The following is a 16,520-nucleotide window of genomic DNA, read 5'->3' as shown; positions in this document are numbered from 1 at the left end:
AAGATTTTATAAGATGCAACGCTTAGTTATTTGATTTGTCAAATCTTAATGCATCTTTCTTTTAAAATTTAATTTCTTAAATCCTTAATCTTTAAAATTAGTTTAAACAACATTAAAAAAATAAACTTCTTATGTTAAAACAATTTATAGAAAGACCGGTACTTTCAACGGTCATTTCCATCATACTTTTATTATTGGGGGCATTGTCCCTCTTTAATTTACCCATCGCCCTCTTTCCGGATATTGCGCCACCGAGCGTTCAGGTGACGGCTTTCTATCCGGGTGCGAATGCGGAAGTTGTAGCCCGTTCGGTTGCAACCCCAATCGAAGAAGCGGTGAATGGTGTGGAAAACATGACGTACATGACCTCCAACTCGAGTAATGACGGTACCATGACACTGAGCGTATTTTTCAAGCAAGGATCTGATCCTGACAATGCTGCCGTAAACGTTCAGAACCGTGTATCGAAAGCGATGAGCCAGCTTCCGCAGGAGGTTGTACAAGCGGGAATTTCGACGCAGAAAGTTCAGAACAGTATGATTATGTTCATGGGATTAACAAGTGATGATCCTAAGCAATACGACGAACTTTTCTTGCAAAACTATTTGAAGATCAACATCATTCCACAAATTCAGCGTATTCCTGGGGTTGCTCAGGCGCAGGTTTTCGGAACAAGAGATTATTCAATGAGACTTTGGTTGAAGCCAGACAGATTAGCAGCCAACAACCTTTCTCCACAGGAAGTTTTGGCAGCAGTAAAAGATCACAACTTGGAAGCTGCTCCGGGACGTTTGGGACAAGGTAGTAAGGAAACTTACGAATATATTTTAAAGTATAAAGGTAAATTAAACAAGAACGAAGACTACGAAAATATTGCTATTAAAGCTAATAGCGACGGTTCTTTCCTAAGACTGAAAGACGTTGCAAGAGTAGAATTTGGTTCATATACTTATACAGCAGCTAACAGAGTGGATGGCAAACCTGTTGCAGGTTTTGCAATTATGCAGACAGCGGGATCTAATGCTAACGAAATTTTAACTGAAATTGAAAAACAGGTAGATCAGTTTAAAACTACCCTTCCAAAAGGTGTTGAGCCGATCATCATGTATAATTCCAAAGACTTTTTGGATGCTTCAATTCATCAGGTTGTTGAGACATTAGTCATTGCATTTATCCTGGTATTTATTGTTGTATATATTTTCCTTCAGGATTTCAGATCTACATTAATTCCGGCGATTGCAGTTCCGGTGGCAATTATCGGTACCTTCTTTTTCCTTCAGTTATTTGGGTTCAGTATCAACATGTTGACATTGTTCGCTTTGGTACTCGCCATCGGTATTGTGGTGGATGATGCGATCGTTGTTGTGGAAGCCGTCCACTCCAAAATGGAACATACAGGAATGCCCGTTGAACAAGCGACAATGAGTTCAATGAGCGAAATTTCCGGTGCGATTATTTCCATTACATTGGTGATGTGTGCCGTGTTTATTCCGGTTGGTTTCATGCAAGGTCCTGCGGGAGTTTTCTACAGACAGTTTGCCTTCACATTGGCAATTGCGATTATGATTTCTGCGATTAATGCACTAACATTAAGCCCGGCTTTATGTGCGATGTTCCTAAATGATCCTCAAGGTGAACACGGAGAACACGGTAAAAAAACAGGTTTTGGAGCAAGATTTTTCAATGCTTTCAATGCAAGTTTTAATAACATGACTAAAAAATATATCTACAGTCTTAAATTTTTAATTAAAAATAAATGGGTTGCAGTCGGAGGATTAGTATTAATTACTGCTGCAAGTGTTTTCTTAATTAAAAAAGCACCATCAGGATTTATTCCTACGGAAGACCAAGGATTTATTTTATATGCGGTGAATACCCCTCCCGGAAGTTCATTGGATAGAACACACAGAGCAACTGAGCAAATTGATAACATCATCAACGGTGAAAAAGCCAAAAATCACCTTTGGGTTGCAGATGGTTTGAACTTCATTAGTAACGCAAATGCATCTCCATATTCTGCTGGTTTCATTAAATTAAAAGATCACGATCAACGTGGTGAAATCACCGATCCGGATCAGATTGCAGCGAGATTGACAGGGAAAGTATCCCAAGTGAAAGATGCAAGTGCATTCTTCTTCAACTTCCCTACTGTTCAGGGATTTGGTAACGTTTCCGGTTTCGAATTTATGCTTCAGGATAAAACAAACGGTTCTCTGGAAAATTTAGGAACAACAACTCAAGCCTTCATTGGAGAATTGATGAAACGTCCTGAAATTGCATTTGCTTTCACAACATATGCTGCCGGAAATCCTCAATATACGATTGAAGTTGATAATGATAAAGCCAATCAGCTAGGCGTTTCCATCACAGAATTAATGCAGACGATGCAGATTTATTACGGAAGTAGCTTCGTTTCGGATTTCAACAGATTCGGAAAATACTACAGAGTAATGGCTCAGGCAGACATTCCTTACAGAACAGATGCAAATTCTTTGGAAGGAATTTATGTTAAAAATAAATCAGGTGAAATGGTTCCTGTAAAAACATTGGTGACATTAAAAAGAGCTTTTGGCCCTGAAACAGTGACAAGAAACAACCTATTCAACGCCGTTACGATCAACGGAACACCAAAACCTGGTTACAGTACCGGGGACGCAATTAAAGCAGTTGAAGAAGTGGCAGAAAAATCACTTCCGAGAGGTTTCGGATACGAATGGACAGGGATTACTCGTGAAGAGATCAAAACAAGCGGACAGACAGCATTTATCTTTATGTTAAGTATTTTGTTTGTATACTTCTTATTGGCAGCTCAGTATGAAAGTTACATCCTTCCATTTGCGGTAATTTTAACTATTCCAACAGGTATTTTCGGGGTATTTGCCTTCACAGGATTGGCAGGAATTGATAATAATATTTACGTTCAGGTTGGTTTAATCATGCTCGTCGGATTATTAGCGAAAAACGCCATTCTGATTGTAGAATTTGCCGTTCAAAGAAGGAATGCAGGAAGATCATTACTGGAATCTGCACTTCAGGCTTCAAGATTACGTTTGAGACCGATCTTAATGACGTCATTTGCGTTTATTGTTGGTATGTTACCGCTTGTATTTACGCAAGGTGCTTCTGCAAAAGGAAATCACTCCATCGGATTCAGTACTGTTGGTGGAATGTTGACAGGAGTTTTATTCGGAATTTTCATTATCCCGGTAATGTTTGTGATCTTCCAATATTTACATGAAAAAATGCCAAGCAGAAGAAAGAAAAGACTTCAAAGACAAAAATTAGAAGAAGAACTTTTAGCTAGTGCTCATTAATAAAAAGTGAATGATAAACTTTGAGAGATTTGATTTAAGTTTTAACGTAAAGCTATTTAAACATTAAGAAAATTAAAGGATTAAGATTAGTTAAGGAAATATCAAAAATATTTATAAAGCATAACGCTTATTATTTGACTTGTCAAATTCTTAATTCTCCTTTTAAAGGAAAAAATTCTAAACTTCTTAATGTTAGAAAATAAAACATTATTCTGTTAAAAACCTAAAATAGAGAAGCAAACTATTCAAACTATATCATATAAAAAGCAAAGCATTTCTCCTACTAAAGACAACTTTGCCCAAACAAAACCTCTCAAAGTTTTGTATTCAAAAAAAAATTAAATTATGAAAAGAGTAAAAAATATAATCATCGCTTTCGGAATCGCTATAGGTTCGGTTTCCTGTGTGCCCAAACTGGCATTAAGTGAACCTGAAGTTGATCTTCCCGAAACGTTCAAATATACTGCAACAGCCGATACAGCAAGCGTTGCGAATTTGGAATGGAAACAATTTTTCAGCGATCCGATGTTACAAACATTGATTGAAAAAGGAATTAAAAACAACTACGATTTACAAATTGCTTTAAAACAAGTTGCTTCATCACAGGAAAAACTAAAACAAGCAAAATATCTTCAATATCCCGATGTTGGTTTTGGAGTGACTGCACAGATTTCAAAGCCTTCAAAAAACAGTATGAACGGACAAAGCTTGAACCTGTTTTTAGGAAAAAGCTATGTAGAAGATTACAATGCAGCGTTTAATTTGTCTTGGGAGGCCGATATTTGGGGTAAAATTAAAAATCAGCAGGAAGTTTCAAAAATGCAGTATCTGCAAACTTATGAAGCGACAAAAGCCATTCAGACACAGGTTGTTGCAGCCATTGCCCAAGGGTATTACAATTTATTGATGCTTGACAAACAACTGCAGATTGCAAAATCGAATCTGGAATTAAGCACAAGCACCCTTTCTCTTACAGAAAAACTATGGAAAAGCGGTGATACAACATCTTTGGGAGTTCAACAGGCAACAGCTCAAAAGCAATCCACAGAACTTTTGATTACTCAATTAGAACAAAATATCGCGATTCAGGAAAATGCTTTAAGTATTTTAATCGGTGAAAATCCAAATAAAATAACAAGAACGATTGAAATGTCCGATACTTCTTTACCACAAGATATTTCCGCGGGACTTCCTGCTGCAATGGTAAGTCGTCGTCCCGATGTTCGTCAACAGGAATTGGTTTTATTGGAATCAAATTCAGTGGTGGGAATTGCTCAGGCAAATATGTATCCTTCATTGAAAATCACAGCGAACGGAGGAGTAAATTCATTTAAAATTGATAACTGGTTTCAGATTCCGGCTTCGTTGTTCGGTTCTGTTTTAGGAGGTTTGACTCAGCCTATTTTCCAGAAAAGACAATTGAAAACGGATCTTAATGTTGCTAAAATCCAAAGAGAAAAAAACGTTCTGGCGTTCCGTCAATCTGTTTTGAATGCAGTGGGTGAAGTTTCTGATGCTTTGGTTTCTAATGAAAGTTTAAAAGTTCAGGAACAAAAAGCAACCGAACAGGTAGCAACCCTAAAAAATGGAATTAAAAGTGCCGAAATGCTTTACAAAGGCGGAATGGCGAACTATTTAGAAGTAATAACAGCTCAGGGAAATTCTCTACAGGCAGAACTTAATTTAGCATCTGTAAAAAGACAGAGATTGAGCAGTATTGTAGACTTATACCGAGCGTTAGGAGGCGGTTGGAAGTAGTAAATAAAATTATATTGTTAATGGAATGCGGTCTTTCGGGGCCGCATTTTTTTTATGGAAACTGCTCTATTAATTCTAATCTTTTTACAACGGTTTTTTTCTCCAGAATGGTTCCGGGAGACAGCACGGCATTAGCTCCGATTTTAGAATCATCCCCTATCAACGATCCGAATTTGTGCGTTTCCGTAGAAATTACCTGATTGTTATAAAAAACCAAGATATTCTTATTTTCCCTTTCGTTAAAATGATTAGCGCAGATAGAACCCGCTTCAAAATTCACATTTTTACCGATAATGCTGTTTCCGACATAGTTAAAATGGGCAGTGGCAGAATGATCAAGAATAATGGAGTGCTTGATTTCCGAGCCCGGGCCGATATTCACTGACTTCCCAAGAAATATCGGGCCTCTCAGGTAAGCATAAGCACCTACTCGGCAATTTTCACCAATGATCAAAATTCCTTTTAACACAGCCCCCTGCTCAATATCTGCAGATCGATGAACTGCGATATTTCCATTAACGATATAATCATCTGATAAAGTTTTAATTTTTTCAATTAGTAAATCTTCCAGATGGTTTATTATTTCCCAGGGAAGTTTATTTTCAGTATTAAAAACATCAGAATCAAAATTTTTTATAAAATTTTTTACAGCGATCATCATTTATTGTTTTTTATTTTATGCTTTAGCCTAATATATTGAATTAAATTATCAAAATCCTCCTGCGAATATCCCAAAGGCAAATAATGAATATCATTCGCTTTCCGGTACCAGGTCAGTTGGCGTTTTGCATATCTGCGACTGTTTTTTTTAATTTCAGAAACAGCAAAATCCAAATCCCACTCCCCTTCAAAATACTTAAATAATTCGGAATAGCCAACCGTATTCAAAGCTGTTAAGTATTTGAATTTTTCGAGGTTTTTTGCTTCCTCCAGCAAGCCTTTCTTCATCATGATATCCACCCTCCTGTTGATCCTGTCGTACAATTCTTCCCTTGGCGCTTCAATCCCGATCCGGATGGTATTAAAATCTCTGGAGTTTTGCGAAACAGCAATTAATTCAGAATATTTTTTATCTGTCTGCCAGATTACATCAATGGCCCGTAACAGCCTTCTATGATTATGAATATCCACTATTTTAAAATATTCGGGATCAAGCTCTTTCACAATTTCCTGAAGCTTTTCGGTGCCTTCATTTTCAAGAATTTCGTTTAATTTTTTCTGGTTTTCTTCATTTGCCTCAGGCAAATCATTTAATCCTTCAATTAAAGCTTTTTCGTACATCATACTTCCGCCCACCAAAATAACAGTTTCATGATTTTCAAAAAGTTCATTAAGTTTTTTTAAAGCATCTTCTTCATATTGCCCGATAGAATAATAGCCTTCAACCGAAAGATTTCCGATAAAATGATGAGGTGCTTCTGCCAGTTCTTTTTCTGATGGAGCAGCTGTACCTATTTTCATCTCTTTAAAAAACTGACGAGAATCACAAGAAATAATCTCCGTATCGAAATGCTTAGCCAGATCAATGGCCAGTCTTGTTTTTCCAATTCCGGTGGGGCCTACGACAGAAATCAAATTTTTAGCTTTCACAGCGCTAATTTACAAAAATTGATTTTTTTATTTTTAACGCTAAAGTCACAAAAGAATTTACTTGATTATTAGATATTTAAAAAGTTTTCGTTTTACCATACTGAAACTATTTTTAGGATTTATAATCTTAATTTTCTAAACCAAATAAACTAAGTTTATCCTCTTTCTTTAAACATTAGGAATTTAAGCAATAAAGCATACTTTAGAATTAAGAAACCAATAAATTGATTTTTTAAAGCTATTTAAGACACAAATACTTAAAATCTTAATTTCTTAATGTTCAAATACATGTTGTAAAAATATTTCACGACAATCTTCCCTCCTCCAGCCTCTGGTTCCCCTTTTCCAAACCATCCAACATTAGCAAAACTATAGACTTAAATGTTTATCTTTGTACTACAATATAAAACTATGATTTTATCAATGACCGGCTTCGGCAGAGCTGAAGATGTTTTTGAAGGAAAAAAAATTACAATAGATATTAAATCATTGAACAGCAAAAGCTTCGATTTAAATATCAAAATTCCTTTGAGGTATAAAGAAAAAGAATTTGAAGTAAGAAAAATTCTTAACGATAGGCTCATCCGGGGAAAGGTAGACTGTTACATCAATATAGAGAATCTTGAAGAGTCTAATGATTTAAAAATTAATAAGAACTTAATTGATTCTTATATGAGCGAATTGCGAAGCATTGCTTCGGACGGTCCCGATTTTGAATATTTAAAAATGGCGGTAAGACTCCCAGATGCCATTACTTCGAGGCCAGATGAGCTTTCTGAAGGCGAGTGGGAAGCATTAGCAAAGATTGTTAATGCTGCGGTTGACCGTTTCGAAGAATTCAGAAAAACGGAAGGAAAAATTTTGCATGAAGAGCTGGAAAGAAATCTTCAGAATATTGATAAATATCTTACCGAGGTTGTTCCTTTTGAGGAAGAAAGAATTTTTGCTGTAAAAGAGCGTTACCAAAAGTCTTTAAAAGAATTTGAAAACGTTGATGAAACCCGTTTTTACCAGGAAATGGCCTACTTCACGGAAAAGCTTGATATTTCAGAAGAAAAGGTAAGACTGGCCCAGCATTTAAAATATTATAAGGAAGTGATGGATAATGAAGATTTCAACGGAAAAAAACTGGGGTTCATTTCTCAGGAAATCGGCCGTGAAATCAATACATTAGGATCAAAGGCCAATCATGCGGAAATCCAGAAGCTGGTAGTAATGATGAAAGATGATCTGGAAAAAATTAAAGAGCAGACGTTGAACGTTTTGTAAAAGTTATAAGTTATTAATGATGAGTTATGAGTTGCTTTTTTTAATGTGATTTTAATAACTTATAATTCATAACTAAAAAAAATGAATAAAGTTATCATATTTTCAGCCCCGTCCGGAAGCGGAAAAACGACGTTAGTAAAGCATTCTTTGAAAGTTTTTGATGAATTGCAGTTCTCGATTTCCTGTACAACGAGGCAGCCGAGAGGAAGTGAGGTGCATGCTGTTGATTATCACTTTTTAACGCCCGACGAATTCAGGCAAAAAATTGCAGAAGGTGCTTTTGTGGAATTTGAAGAAGTTTATACTGATAAGTATTACGGAACTTTAAAATCCGAAGTTGAAAAGATTTGGAGCCAGGATAAAGTGGTTATTTTTGATGTCGATGTAAAAGGCGGAATCTCTTTAAAGAAATATTTCGGAGATCAGGCCCTGTCTATTTTTATTGAACCGCCTTCCATTGAAGAGCTGGAACGCAGACTGACGGCAAGAAACACGGATGACGCAGAAACCATCAAAACCCGCATAGCAAAGGCTGAAGAAGAAATGTCTTACGCGAATGAATTTGACAAAATTGTGATTAATTCCGATTTAGATATTGCAAAAAAAGAAATAGAAAGTTTAATAAAAAATTTTATCGAAAGAAACTAGAAGTTAGAGATTAGAAGTTAGTAAAAAAAATATCGCAAATTGTGGTTCAAAATCTAACTTCTAATTTCTAAATCTAACTTCTATAATCAAAAACATTGAGGTTGATATGAGTACCGAAACATTAGAAAAAGCTAAATCTGCAATTCCGGTAAAGGGGTTTTTAGATATAAAAGATTTGGTGATTCCTCAAGGAGAAGAGCTCGTAAAAGCTATTCTTAAATTGAAGGAAGAAAAAAATGCGGTGATTTTAGCGCATTATTACCAGCCTGGAGAAATTCAGGATATTGCTGATTTTCTGGGAGACTCCCTACAATTGGCGAGACAGGCAAAAAATACAAATGCTGATATGATCGTATTCTGCGGAGTGCATTTCATGGCAGAAGCCGCAAAAATCCTGAATCCTACGAAAAAGGTTGTCCTCCCCGACACCATGGCAGGATGTTCTCTGGCAGACGGCTGCTCAGGAGAAGGTTTGAGAAAAATGCGTGAGCAGTATCCTAATGCTTTGGTAGCCACGTACATTAACTGTAATGCAGAAACAAAAGCAGAAAGTGACATTATTGTAACCAGCTCGAACGCGGAAACCATAATTGAGGCATTACCGAAAGACAGGCCAATAATTTTCGCTCCGGATAAAAATTTAGGAAGATATTTATCTCAAAAAACCGGTCGAGACATGATTCTTTGGGATGGAAGCTGTATCGTTCACGAAGCATTTTCTATGGAGAGAATTGCGAAACAACTTGCCGATAATCCTGATGCAAAACTGATTGCACACCCTGAAAGCGAAGAAGCAGTTTTGAAACTGGCCCATTTTATCGGGTCTACCTCTGCCTTGCTGAACTATGTAGAGAAGGACGATTGTCAGAAATTCATCATCGCAACGGAAGAAGGAATTCTTCACGAGATGAAAAAGCGCTCCCCTCATAAAAAGCTTATTCCAGCACTTGTTTTCGATGAAACCTGCAATTGCTCAGAATGTTTTTACATGAAACGCAACACGATGGAAAAACTGTATTTATGCATGAAATATGAGCTTCCGGAAATTCTTATAGATGAAGAATTAAGATTGAAAGCCTTAAAGCCGATTGAAGCAATGCTTGATCTTTCAAAAACTATAAAATAAATGAAAAGCGGGTTTTACTCGCTTTTTTTAACCTTATAAAACTAAAATATGAGCAAGATTTATCTTGAAGACGTAAAAATATATGCTTATCACGGTGTTTTGCCTGAAGAAAACATTATCGGAACATATTATATCTTAAATGCGGAAATTCATACAGACCTTTGGAAAGCCGCATCATCAGATAATCTGAATGATACGATAAGTTATGCAGACATTAATCAAATTATTTATGATGAGATGAAAATCAAATCAAAATTACTGGAACATGTTGCAGGAAGAATCATCGCTAAAATTCATGAAAAATATTCTGAAATCTCTTATATTAAATTAAAAATAACCAAAACTTCCCCTCCCATGAAAGGTGAAATGAAAGGGGCCAGCATTGAGCTGGAACAAAGTTTTAAACCAGAAAATTAATTATTCCATTCATAAAATCCAGACATTGAAAATCATTAAAATTTTATTTCTGCTTATTTTTATTAATATTTTCGGGCAATCTGATGTTAATAATCAAGTCGCAATTTATAATTTCCCGAAAATAAAATCTAGCATTACAATGCCGGTGACTATTCCACTTTCTGAGATCAGCAATATGATCAACAATTCTGTGAAAGAAATTATATATCTGGATGATTCTTATACCGATAATAATAATGATCAGTTTAAGGTAAAAGTCTGGAAAACCCGTCCTATAAGACTTGTCGGCGGAACCAATCAGAATATTTTAATTGAAGTTCCTTTAAAAATCTGGGCCGAAAAAGGTATCGGAACATTAGGAGTTTATACTTATCAGAGCACAACTTTTGAAACAGTAATGTCTTTCAATACAACTTTAAGCTTTAAAAACAACTGGACAATTTCCACAACTACTAGGCCCAACGGTTTCAGATGGGTGACCAAGCCCGTTCTGAATTATGGAAAAATACAAATCCCGATCACTTCTCTGGTAGAAAAAAATCTGAAAGAGCAACAGGAAAAATTCTGTAAAACTATTGATCAGCAAATGGCCTCGCAGCTGAACTTCCAGCAATATGCCGTACTGGCATGGAATGTTTTTTCACAGCCATTCCATATTTCTGAAGAATACAATACGTGGCTTAAAATAACTCCTGTTAATGTAAATATCACCCCATTGAAGTTCTATGGAAATCAGATAGATACCAACATCGGAATTGATATTTTCTCCGAAACCTTTACGGGAAACAAGCCTGAGGCGTCACAGCTTGTGAAATCTGCAATGAATTTCAATTTTATCCCCATTTTGGCAGATAAATTTCTTTTGCAGACCACAGCCAATATTCCTTTTTCAGAAGCTACTAATATTGCAAGAAATATGTTCCTGAACAAAGAATATGAAATGAGAGGATCTTCTGTGAAGATCAAGGACATCAAGGTGTATGGAACGGAAAACAGGGTGATGATTGAGGCTGAAACTGAAGGTTATATCAATGGGAAAGCTTTTATTTCTGGAGTTCCTGTTTATGATGAAATGAAAAAGAAAATCGTACTCTCAAACACGAAATTTAATTTAAAAACTTCAAACATCTTACAAAAGGCAGCAACCTTATTATTCAAAGGAAAAATCGTAAGGATGATCGAAGAAGAATACGGAATTCCTACACAAGATCTTGAAATAAGCTCAAAAAAAAGCATTGAAGAAGCCTTTAATAAAGAATATTATAAAGGATTAAATATGAACGGCAGAGTTTTCAATCTTAAACCGGATAATATTCTTTTAAACCCTTCAGGAATTACGGCCGTAATTAATACCAATGCAACTTTAAAACTGATATTAAAAGGCATTTAATTAAAGTTAAGAGAATCTTTCATTCATTAAATTATCTCTGAAACCCAGGCAAAAGCGAAAAATAAAGCCTAAAACCACAAAGAAATTCTATAAAAACTTTTGCTGAATCATATATTTTGCTATATTTGCAAACCTAAAATGGTAAAGATATGGTACTTTGGCCGAGCGGCTAGGCAGTGGTCTGCAACACCATCTACAGCGGTTCGAATCCGCTAGGTACCTCTTTTAAAATCCCTAAACAGTTTTGTATGACAGTTTAGGGATTTTTCATTTATACCCTTTCCCGATATTTTCCCGATAATTAATGACATCATTGATAAATTAATTAGATATGACATCTTCCATAACTCTAAGGTTGGCTTCTTGCTTGGCAGTAAGTTCATCTAAACCGTTTAATTTCATCAATTAAATGATGACAAATCTAAGTGCATTTGTAGCTTGGGTAGAATTAATTCGGTAGCCAACGGAAATTATAACATCAAGATTATAAAATTTTGTGTTACAGTTTTTCCATCAGATCCAAGTTTTGAGAAATTTATCGAACGGGTTATAGGATGACAGAATATGTTGTGTTTGAGTTCCAACTTTTTTTTTAATTTTCACTAAAAAAACTACAAGTATACATGATAATTCCTTATACATTTGCCTCTATAACTATTAAATATCTATCTTATTAGGGGAAATTTAGATTTATTATAAATACAACTTTCAATAAAAAAATATTAAAACTCATTCATTATGAAATTAAAAACAATTTTCATCTATTTGTCTTCAATTGTTCTATTTTCTACATCAGTTTCATGTAGAAATGACGAGTCTGAATCTTCATTAAAAAATGAACAACAACTAACAAAAACTAATCCCATTATTATTGCTACTAATATTGAAACTGGAAAACCCTATTTATTGTAATATATAGAAGGAGACGCTAATAACTTTCTTTATTCCGATGATATTTTGATTCCTAAAGAAGATGTAAATATTATAAAAATATTTCAATCTCCAATAAATAATAATGAGATAAAAAAACTATATAATCAGCTAGCCAATCATACAACAGGTAAAGCAAAAATAGAATCAAAAGGAAGTAGGAGGATTGCAACGGTTGGTGTTACTATACCAGGTACTAGATTATGGTCTAATAATACCGTTAATGTATCTGTTAGCCCTGATTTCAGTAATGAACAAAAAAATAACATTCTCACTGCTATAGATATATGGCATACTAATACATCATTAAATTTTAACATTGTGGATGTAAATGATGGTACTGTTCAAAAAGTCAATATTATTCCTACTGCATCTGGATGTAGGTCCACTACTGGAATGCCAAGTATTCATGATGGAACAATTCAACTTTCCCCAACTTGTGATATACAAAGTATAATTCATGAAATTGGACATACTGTAGGGCTGATACATGAGCACCAAAGACCATTGAGAGATACTTATTTGAAAAATGTTTTAAATGAACAAGATCTTAGTGTAATTGCAAGTGCATTTTCCGAAAGCTTGGCTAATTCCATAAGGTATAATCTAGAAATAGAAGAAGTAATAGATGACCTCGATCCATTTGATATGCATTCGGTGATGCTTTATGGTTCATGGCCTAGGAATAATCAAGAGCTTTCTGATTATCTAAAATATCAATATCAGAAGCCTTTTTATACAGATGCAAATGGTCAAGAAGTGGTAAGGCCTACTTATGGATTAACACCAAATGACATCAAGAAAGTGCATAGAATTTATGGTATGGCTGATTGATAAATATAAAAAGGCTATATAGAGGCTTAATTACTATTAAAATAGAAAATTTAAACTTTATTTTTCACTACAATTTACTTTAAGAGTATATAGTTTAGGGTTTAAAATAACATGATATAAAATAAAAAGAGCACTTCATTGTGTTCTTTTTATTTTATATATTTGAAAAAGTCTTAGATTACAAAATCCAAATCTAACTTTTTAAATTACACACTTCGGGGGAGAAAATATCTCCAACAAAATCAGCTTATTATTTAGATGTTACAAATCTCCCAAAGGAAATTATATTGTTACAGGAACCATCAATAACGAGTCAGCTTTACAAAAGATTTTAAAAGATTGTGAGACTGACAATTTTTACATATAAGTTTAGATTAACAGTTTTACAGTCTTGTCAGTTATTTTTAGTACCAGCCTCTTCTTGCAGCGTTGATAATCGAATTTAAATTAAGAACCAAAGTATATCGGATTCTTTTTGCATAGTCCTTAAATCCCGGTTCAAAGCCAAGGGAAGACTGTATCGGGAAGTAAATTTCAAGGAAATCAGGGATTACTCTTACTTTCACACCGCTATCCCAAATGAACTTTGTCGGCTGGCCTTTGTTATCATAAATCCCTGCATCGGCATACACGTGGAAAATTTTCCAGACACTTGTATCCACGTTTACAGAAGTGATCCATTTGTTGACACTTCCGGGGATAAAAGATTTAAAGCCTCCGTCTGCAAGAATATATTGTTGTGAAAGAATCCCACCCGTAGCACTTTGCCCCAAAAGATTGTAGGAAAAAGAATAATCGGAAACTCTTGAAATACCGTAATTAAATGTATTATTCCTGGTTTCATTTCTCAAAAAGTATCCGGCGAATAATCGTACACTGAGTTTTTGCTTCGGAGCAAACTCCCAACGATAAAAACCTTCTGCCGTTATTTTATGAAAATACTTCATCCATTGTGTGCTTACACCTAAACTTTTTTCGTGGATGCTTTGGCTGTCATTATATCCATACCCTAAGCTCCAAAGATTATACTTATCATAATCATTGCTGGCAATCATTTCCGGGCTCAGATCTCTTTCAAAATAATTATAAGAAACACCAATGCTTCTACTTACTGTACTTCTCGGATTTTTTCTAAAATTTAAATTGGAATATAGTGAAGCTTTACGGTAAGCCAGATCATAATCATAATGGAAATAAGAGCCGGAAGCTCCAAAAGTAATGCTTCTGAAAATACTTTCGGCCGGAAGAACAGAATAGGTAACCGCACCGGAACCTGTCAGCTTTCCCGTTCCTGTACTGTATGTCGGAGTGAAGGAATATAAAAACTTCTGATCAAAAAAAGACTGGTTTTTTAAGTTGACCCCAATCAAAAATTTGTCGTAGGTATTATTGAACCTCACTCTTGGGCTTATATAAATTTCATTAAACTCAGGATTAGGAATATCTTTAATGAGCTTCAGCTTAATTTTTTTTGTATTAGAAAAGAAACCTTTCGCGTATAGAAAATTGTCTCTGTAATTCGATTCCGGAAAGATATAATCCTCATTAAGGGTGATTTTGTAAATACCTGCTGTAGGGATGGAAAATGTTTTAGTCTTTTGATTTTCGTCTGCTCCTACCCAATATTCCTTTTTGTCACCTTCCCTCGTTTCGGTATGAAGTTTTACAGGAATTTCAGCGAAAGTATTTTTGTTAATTTTGATATTTAAAGAATCATTCTCTTTTTTAAATCGTTTAAGCCTAAAGTTGACCCGGTTTTTATGTTCCAAAAAGTCTGATAAATAAGTTGTTCTTTTATCTTTTTCTGCAAGTTCTTTGATGAACTCTCTAGGATCAATTTTTTTATCAGTGTTTTTTGCAATGAAATTTTGTAAAAGATGATCAAAGCTTTCGTATCCCATCTTATCAGCTGAATAATTGAACAGACTTCCCATTTCAAAACTACTGATCGCCATATCATTAAAATTACTCAGAACGGTATATTTTTCATCAATTTTTTGATCAAGATTTTGAGACATTATATACTGGTAGGCCAAGCCGTACCGTTCGATCAGCTTTACCTTTGAGGCATAGAATAGTTTCAATGGCTTTACGCCAAAAACTTTTGTCTCCGGTAAATTGCCCAGTAATTTTGTGTCCGGGTAAAATTTCTTTAAATACTGGATTTCAAGATAAGATTTCAGACCATTTTTAAACCAATGATTATCTTGTTTATCCGTAATAATGCTTTCGTCCAGAACCTTCTTGGCGATAATTCCAAAATAATCAAGATCAGTTTTTTCTGCATCATTAAACAGCTGGAACCTGAATTTCCAGAAGGTAATATCATTATTCCCGAAAAAATCTTCTTTACCCCTGAATTTATCCGATATAAAAATTCTTTCAGGAACAGAACCAATGCTTTCTTTAATAAATTTTAAATGCAAAGGAAGATAAAACTCCAGATTCTGCTTCTCTTCCGGCTTCAGATTATACCCAAATTGTACTTCCGTATTAATATCTGCAGTATTGATCTTGATGGAAGAGTATTCACTGTGAGAAATCAAAAATTCAGGATCAGAATCCAGATAACCTTTAAATGAATTCATCTGGGACTGCTGAAGATTGCTTTCAATAAAATAATTCACAGGCAGATCAAAATTCACTGTCCAGAATGTATTGAAGCTTACAGATTCTTCGATATCATGATAATCTCTTTTGGAAATATTGTCCGGATCAAAACGATCCGGAACAATAAAGAAATATTTTAATGCAATGTTGTCATCAGAAGTTCCGTACCCCGTAAATTTTTTATCAGGCAGCTGGATCTGATATTGCAGCTGTAGTTTGATTTTCTCTCCCGATTTTAAAACTTCTTTTAAAGGAAGGAAAAAATTTTCATCAGAAATGGAGCTTACGGGAATTTCCTGATCAACATTCTTAATTTGTAAGCTTAATAATTTACCAAGTTCATTTCTTTTGGCAAAGTGCAGATCAGTATTTCTGTCTTCCAGTTTTCTGTATACCAGGGAAGTTCCTCTTTTTTTGTACGCGGAAACCCAGTTCAGTAGTTTTACGGTAGCAAGATCTTTCTCAGAATTGTTGTAATAAACAATTTCTTGATTTACGCTCAGTGTTTTTTTGTCCGTAGAAATTTTAGCTTCAATATAAATGCTGTCTTTCTGCGCAGAAACCTGAACAACTCCCCAAAACAAAATAAAACAAATACTAATCCTTTTCAATTATCTGTGATAAAGAGCCAAAT

11 protein-coding genes and 1 tRNA gene are annotated in these 16,520 nt (G+C 34.8%); 9 read left to right on the top strand and 3 right to left on the bottom strand.

The features are described from left to right. Window positions 1-131: 131 nt before the first annotated feature. Both BW926_RS05125 and BW926_RS05120 read left to right on the top strand, forming a co-directional pair. A complete protein-coding gene (locus BW926_RS05125; protein WP_076444825.1) occupies window positions 132-3,314 on the top strand; it encodes an efflux RND transporter permease subunit in 3,183 nt (1,060 codons plus the stop codon). A gap of 345 nt (window positions 3,315-3,659) precedes the next feature. Continuing rightward, entirely contained in the window at window positions 3,660-5,072 is a 1,413-nt protein-coding gene (locus BW926_RS05120; RefSeq protein WP_076444823.1) for an efflux transporter outer membrane subunit, read from the top strand. Window positions 5,073-5,124: 52 nt separating this feature from the next. On the opposite strand, the gene BW926_RS05115 is transcribed toward BW926_RS05120, so the two are convergent. Both BW926_RS05115 and miaA read right to left on the bottom strand, forming a co-directional pair. Further along, a complete protein-coding gene (locus BW926_RS05115; RefSeq protein WP_228403402.1) occupies window positions 5,125-5,733 on the bottom strand; it encodes a DapH/DapD/GlmU-related protein in 609 nt (202 codons plus the stop codon). Next, window positions 5,730-6,662: a tRNA (adenosine(37)-N6)-dimethylallyltransferase MiaA gene (gene miaA / locus BW926_RS05110; RefSeq protein ID WP_076444822.1), complete on the bottom strand. Its 933-nt coding sequence runs from the start codon at window positions 6,660-6,662 to the stop codon at window positions 5,730-5,732. The genes BW926_RS05115 and miaA overlap by 4 nt, the downstream gene beginning before the upstream one ends. Before the next feature lie 411 nt (window positions 6,663-7,073). Between miaA and BW926_RS05105 the strand changes: the two genes are divergently transcribed. The 7 genes from BW926_RS05105 (at window position 7,074) to BW926_RS05070 (ending at window position 13,276) form a co-directional block, all read left to right on the top strand. Continuing rightward, window positions 7,074-7,931, top strand: a complete 858-nt coding sequence (locus BW926_RS05105) for a YicC family protein (protein ID WP_076444820.1) — start codon at window positions 7,074-7,076, stop codon at window positions 7,929-7,931. An 81-nt stretch (window positions 7,932-8,012) separates the two neighbouring features. Then, window positions 8,013-8,579, top strand: coding sequence for a guanylate kinase (gene gmk / locus BW926_RS05100; protein ID WP_076444818.1), 567 nt, complete (start codon window positions 8,013-8,015; stop codon window positions 8,577-8,579). Between the two features lie 106 nt (window positions 8,580-8,685). Continuing rightward, the gene (gene nadA, locus BW926_RS05095; RefSeq protein WP_076444816.1) at window positions 8,686-9,705 is read left to right on the top strand and encodes a quinolinate synthase NadA; all 1,020 of its coding nucleotides are present in this window, start codon (window positions 8,686-8,688) and stop codon (window positions 9,703-9,705) included. A 48-nt stretch (window positions 9,706-9,753) separates the two neighbouring features. After that, window positions 9,754-10,122 (top strand): dihydroneopterin aldolase, encoded by a 369-nt coding sequence (gene folB, locus BW926_RS05090; protein WP_076444814.1) that lies wholly within the window; start codon window positions 9,754-9,756, stop codon window positions 10,120-10,122. Next, window positions 10,088-11,512 carry a DUF4403 family protein gene (locus BW926_RS05085; protein ID WP_228403401.1) on the top strand — a complete coding sequence of 475 codons (1,425 nt, stop codon included), beginning with the start codon at window positions 10,088-10,090 and terminating at the stop codon, window positions 11,510-11,512. Before folB ends, BW926_RS05085 begins: the two co-directional genes overlap by 35 nt. A gap of 151 nt (window positions 11,513-11,663) precedes the next feature. Beyond that, window positions 11,664-11,734, top strand: a tRNA-Cys gene (locus BW926_RS05080). 735 nt (window positions 11,735-12,469) lie between these two features. Then, entirely contained in the window at window positions 12,470-13,276 is an 807-nt protein-coding gene (locus BW926_RS05070; protein WP_076444813.1) for a M12 family metallopeptidase, read from the top strand. Window positions 13,277-13,680: 404 nt separating this feature from the next. On the opposite strand, the gene BW926_RS05065 is transcribed toward BW926_RS05070, so the two are convergent. Beyond that, the gene (locus BW926_RS05065; RefSeq protein ID WP_083672263.1) at window positions 13,681-16,470 is read right to left on the bottom strand and encodes an aminopeptidase; all 2,790 of its coding nucleotides are present in this window, start codon (window positions 16,468-16,470) and stop codon (window positions 13,681-13,683) included. Window positions 16,471-16,520: the final 50 nt, after the last annotated feature.

It is taken from the genome of Chryseobacterium sp. RU37D (genome assembly GCF_900156075.1).
Lineage (GTDB): Bacteria > Bacteroidota > Bacteroidia > Flavobacteriales > Weeksellaceae > Chryseobacterium.
This window is presented reverse-complemented; position numbering and strand designations above follow the sequence as displayed.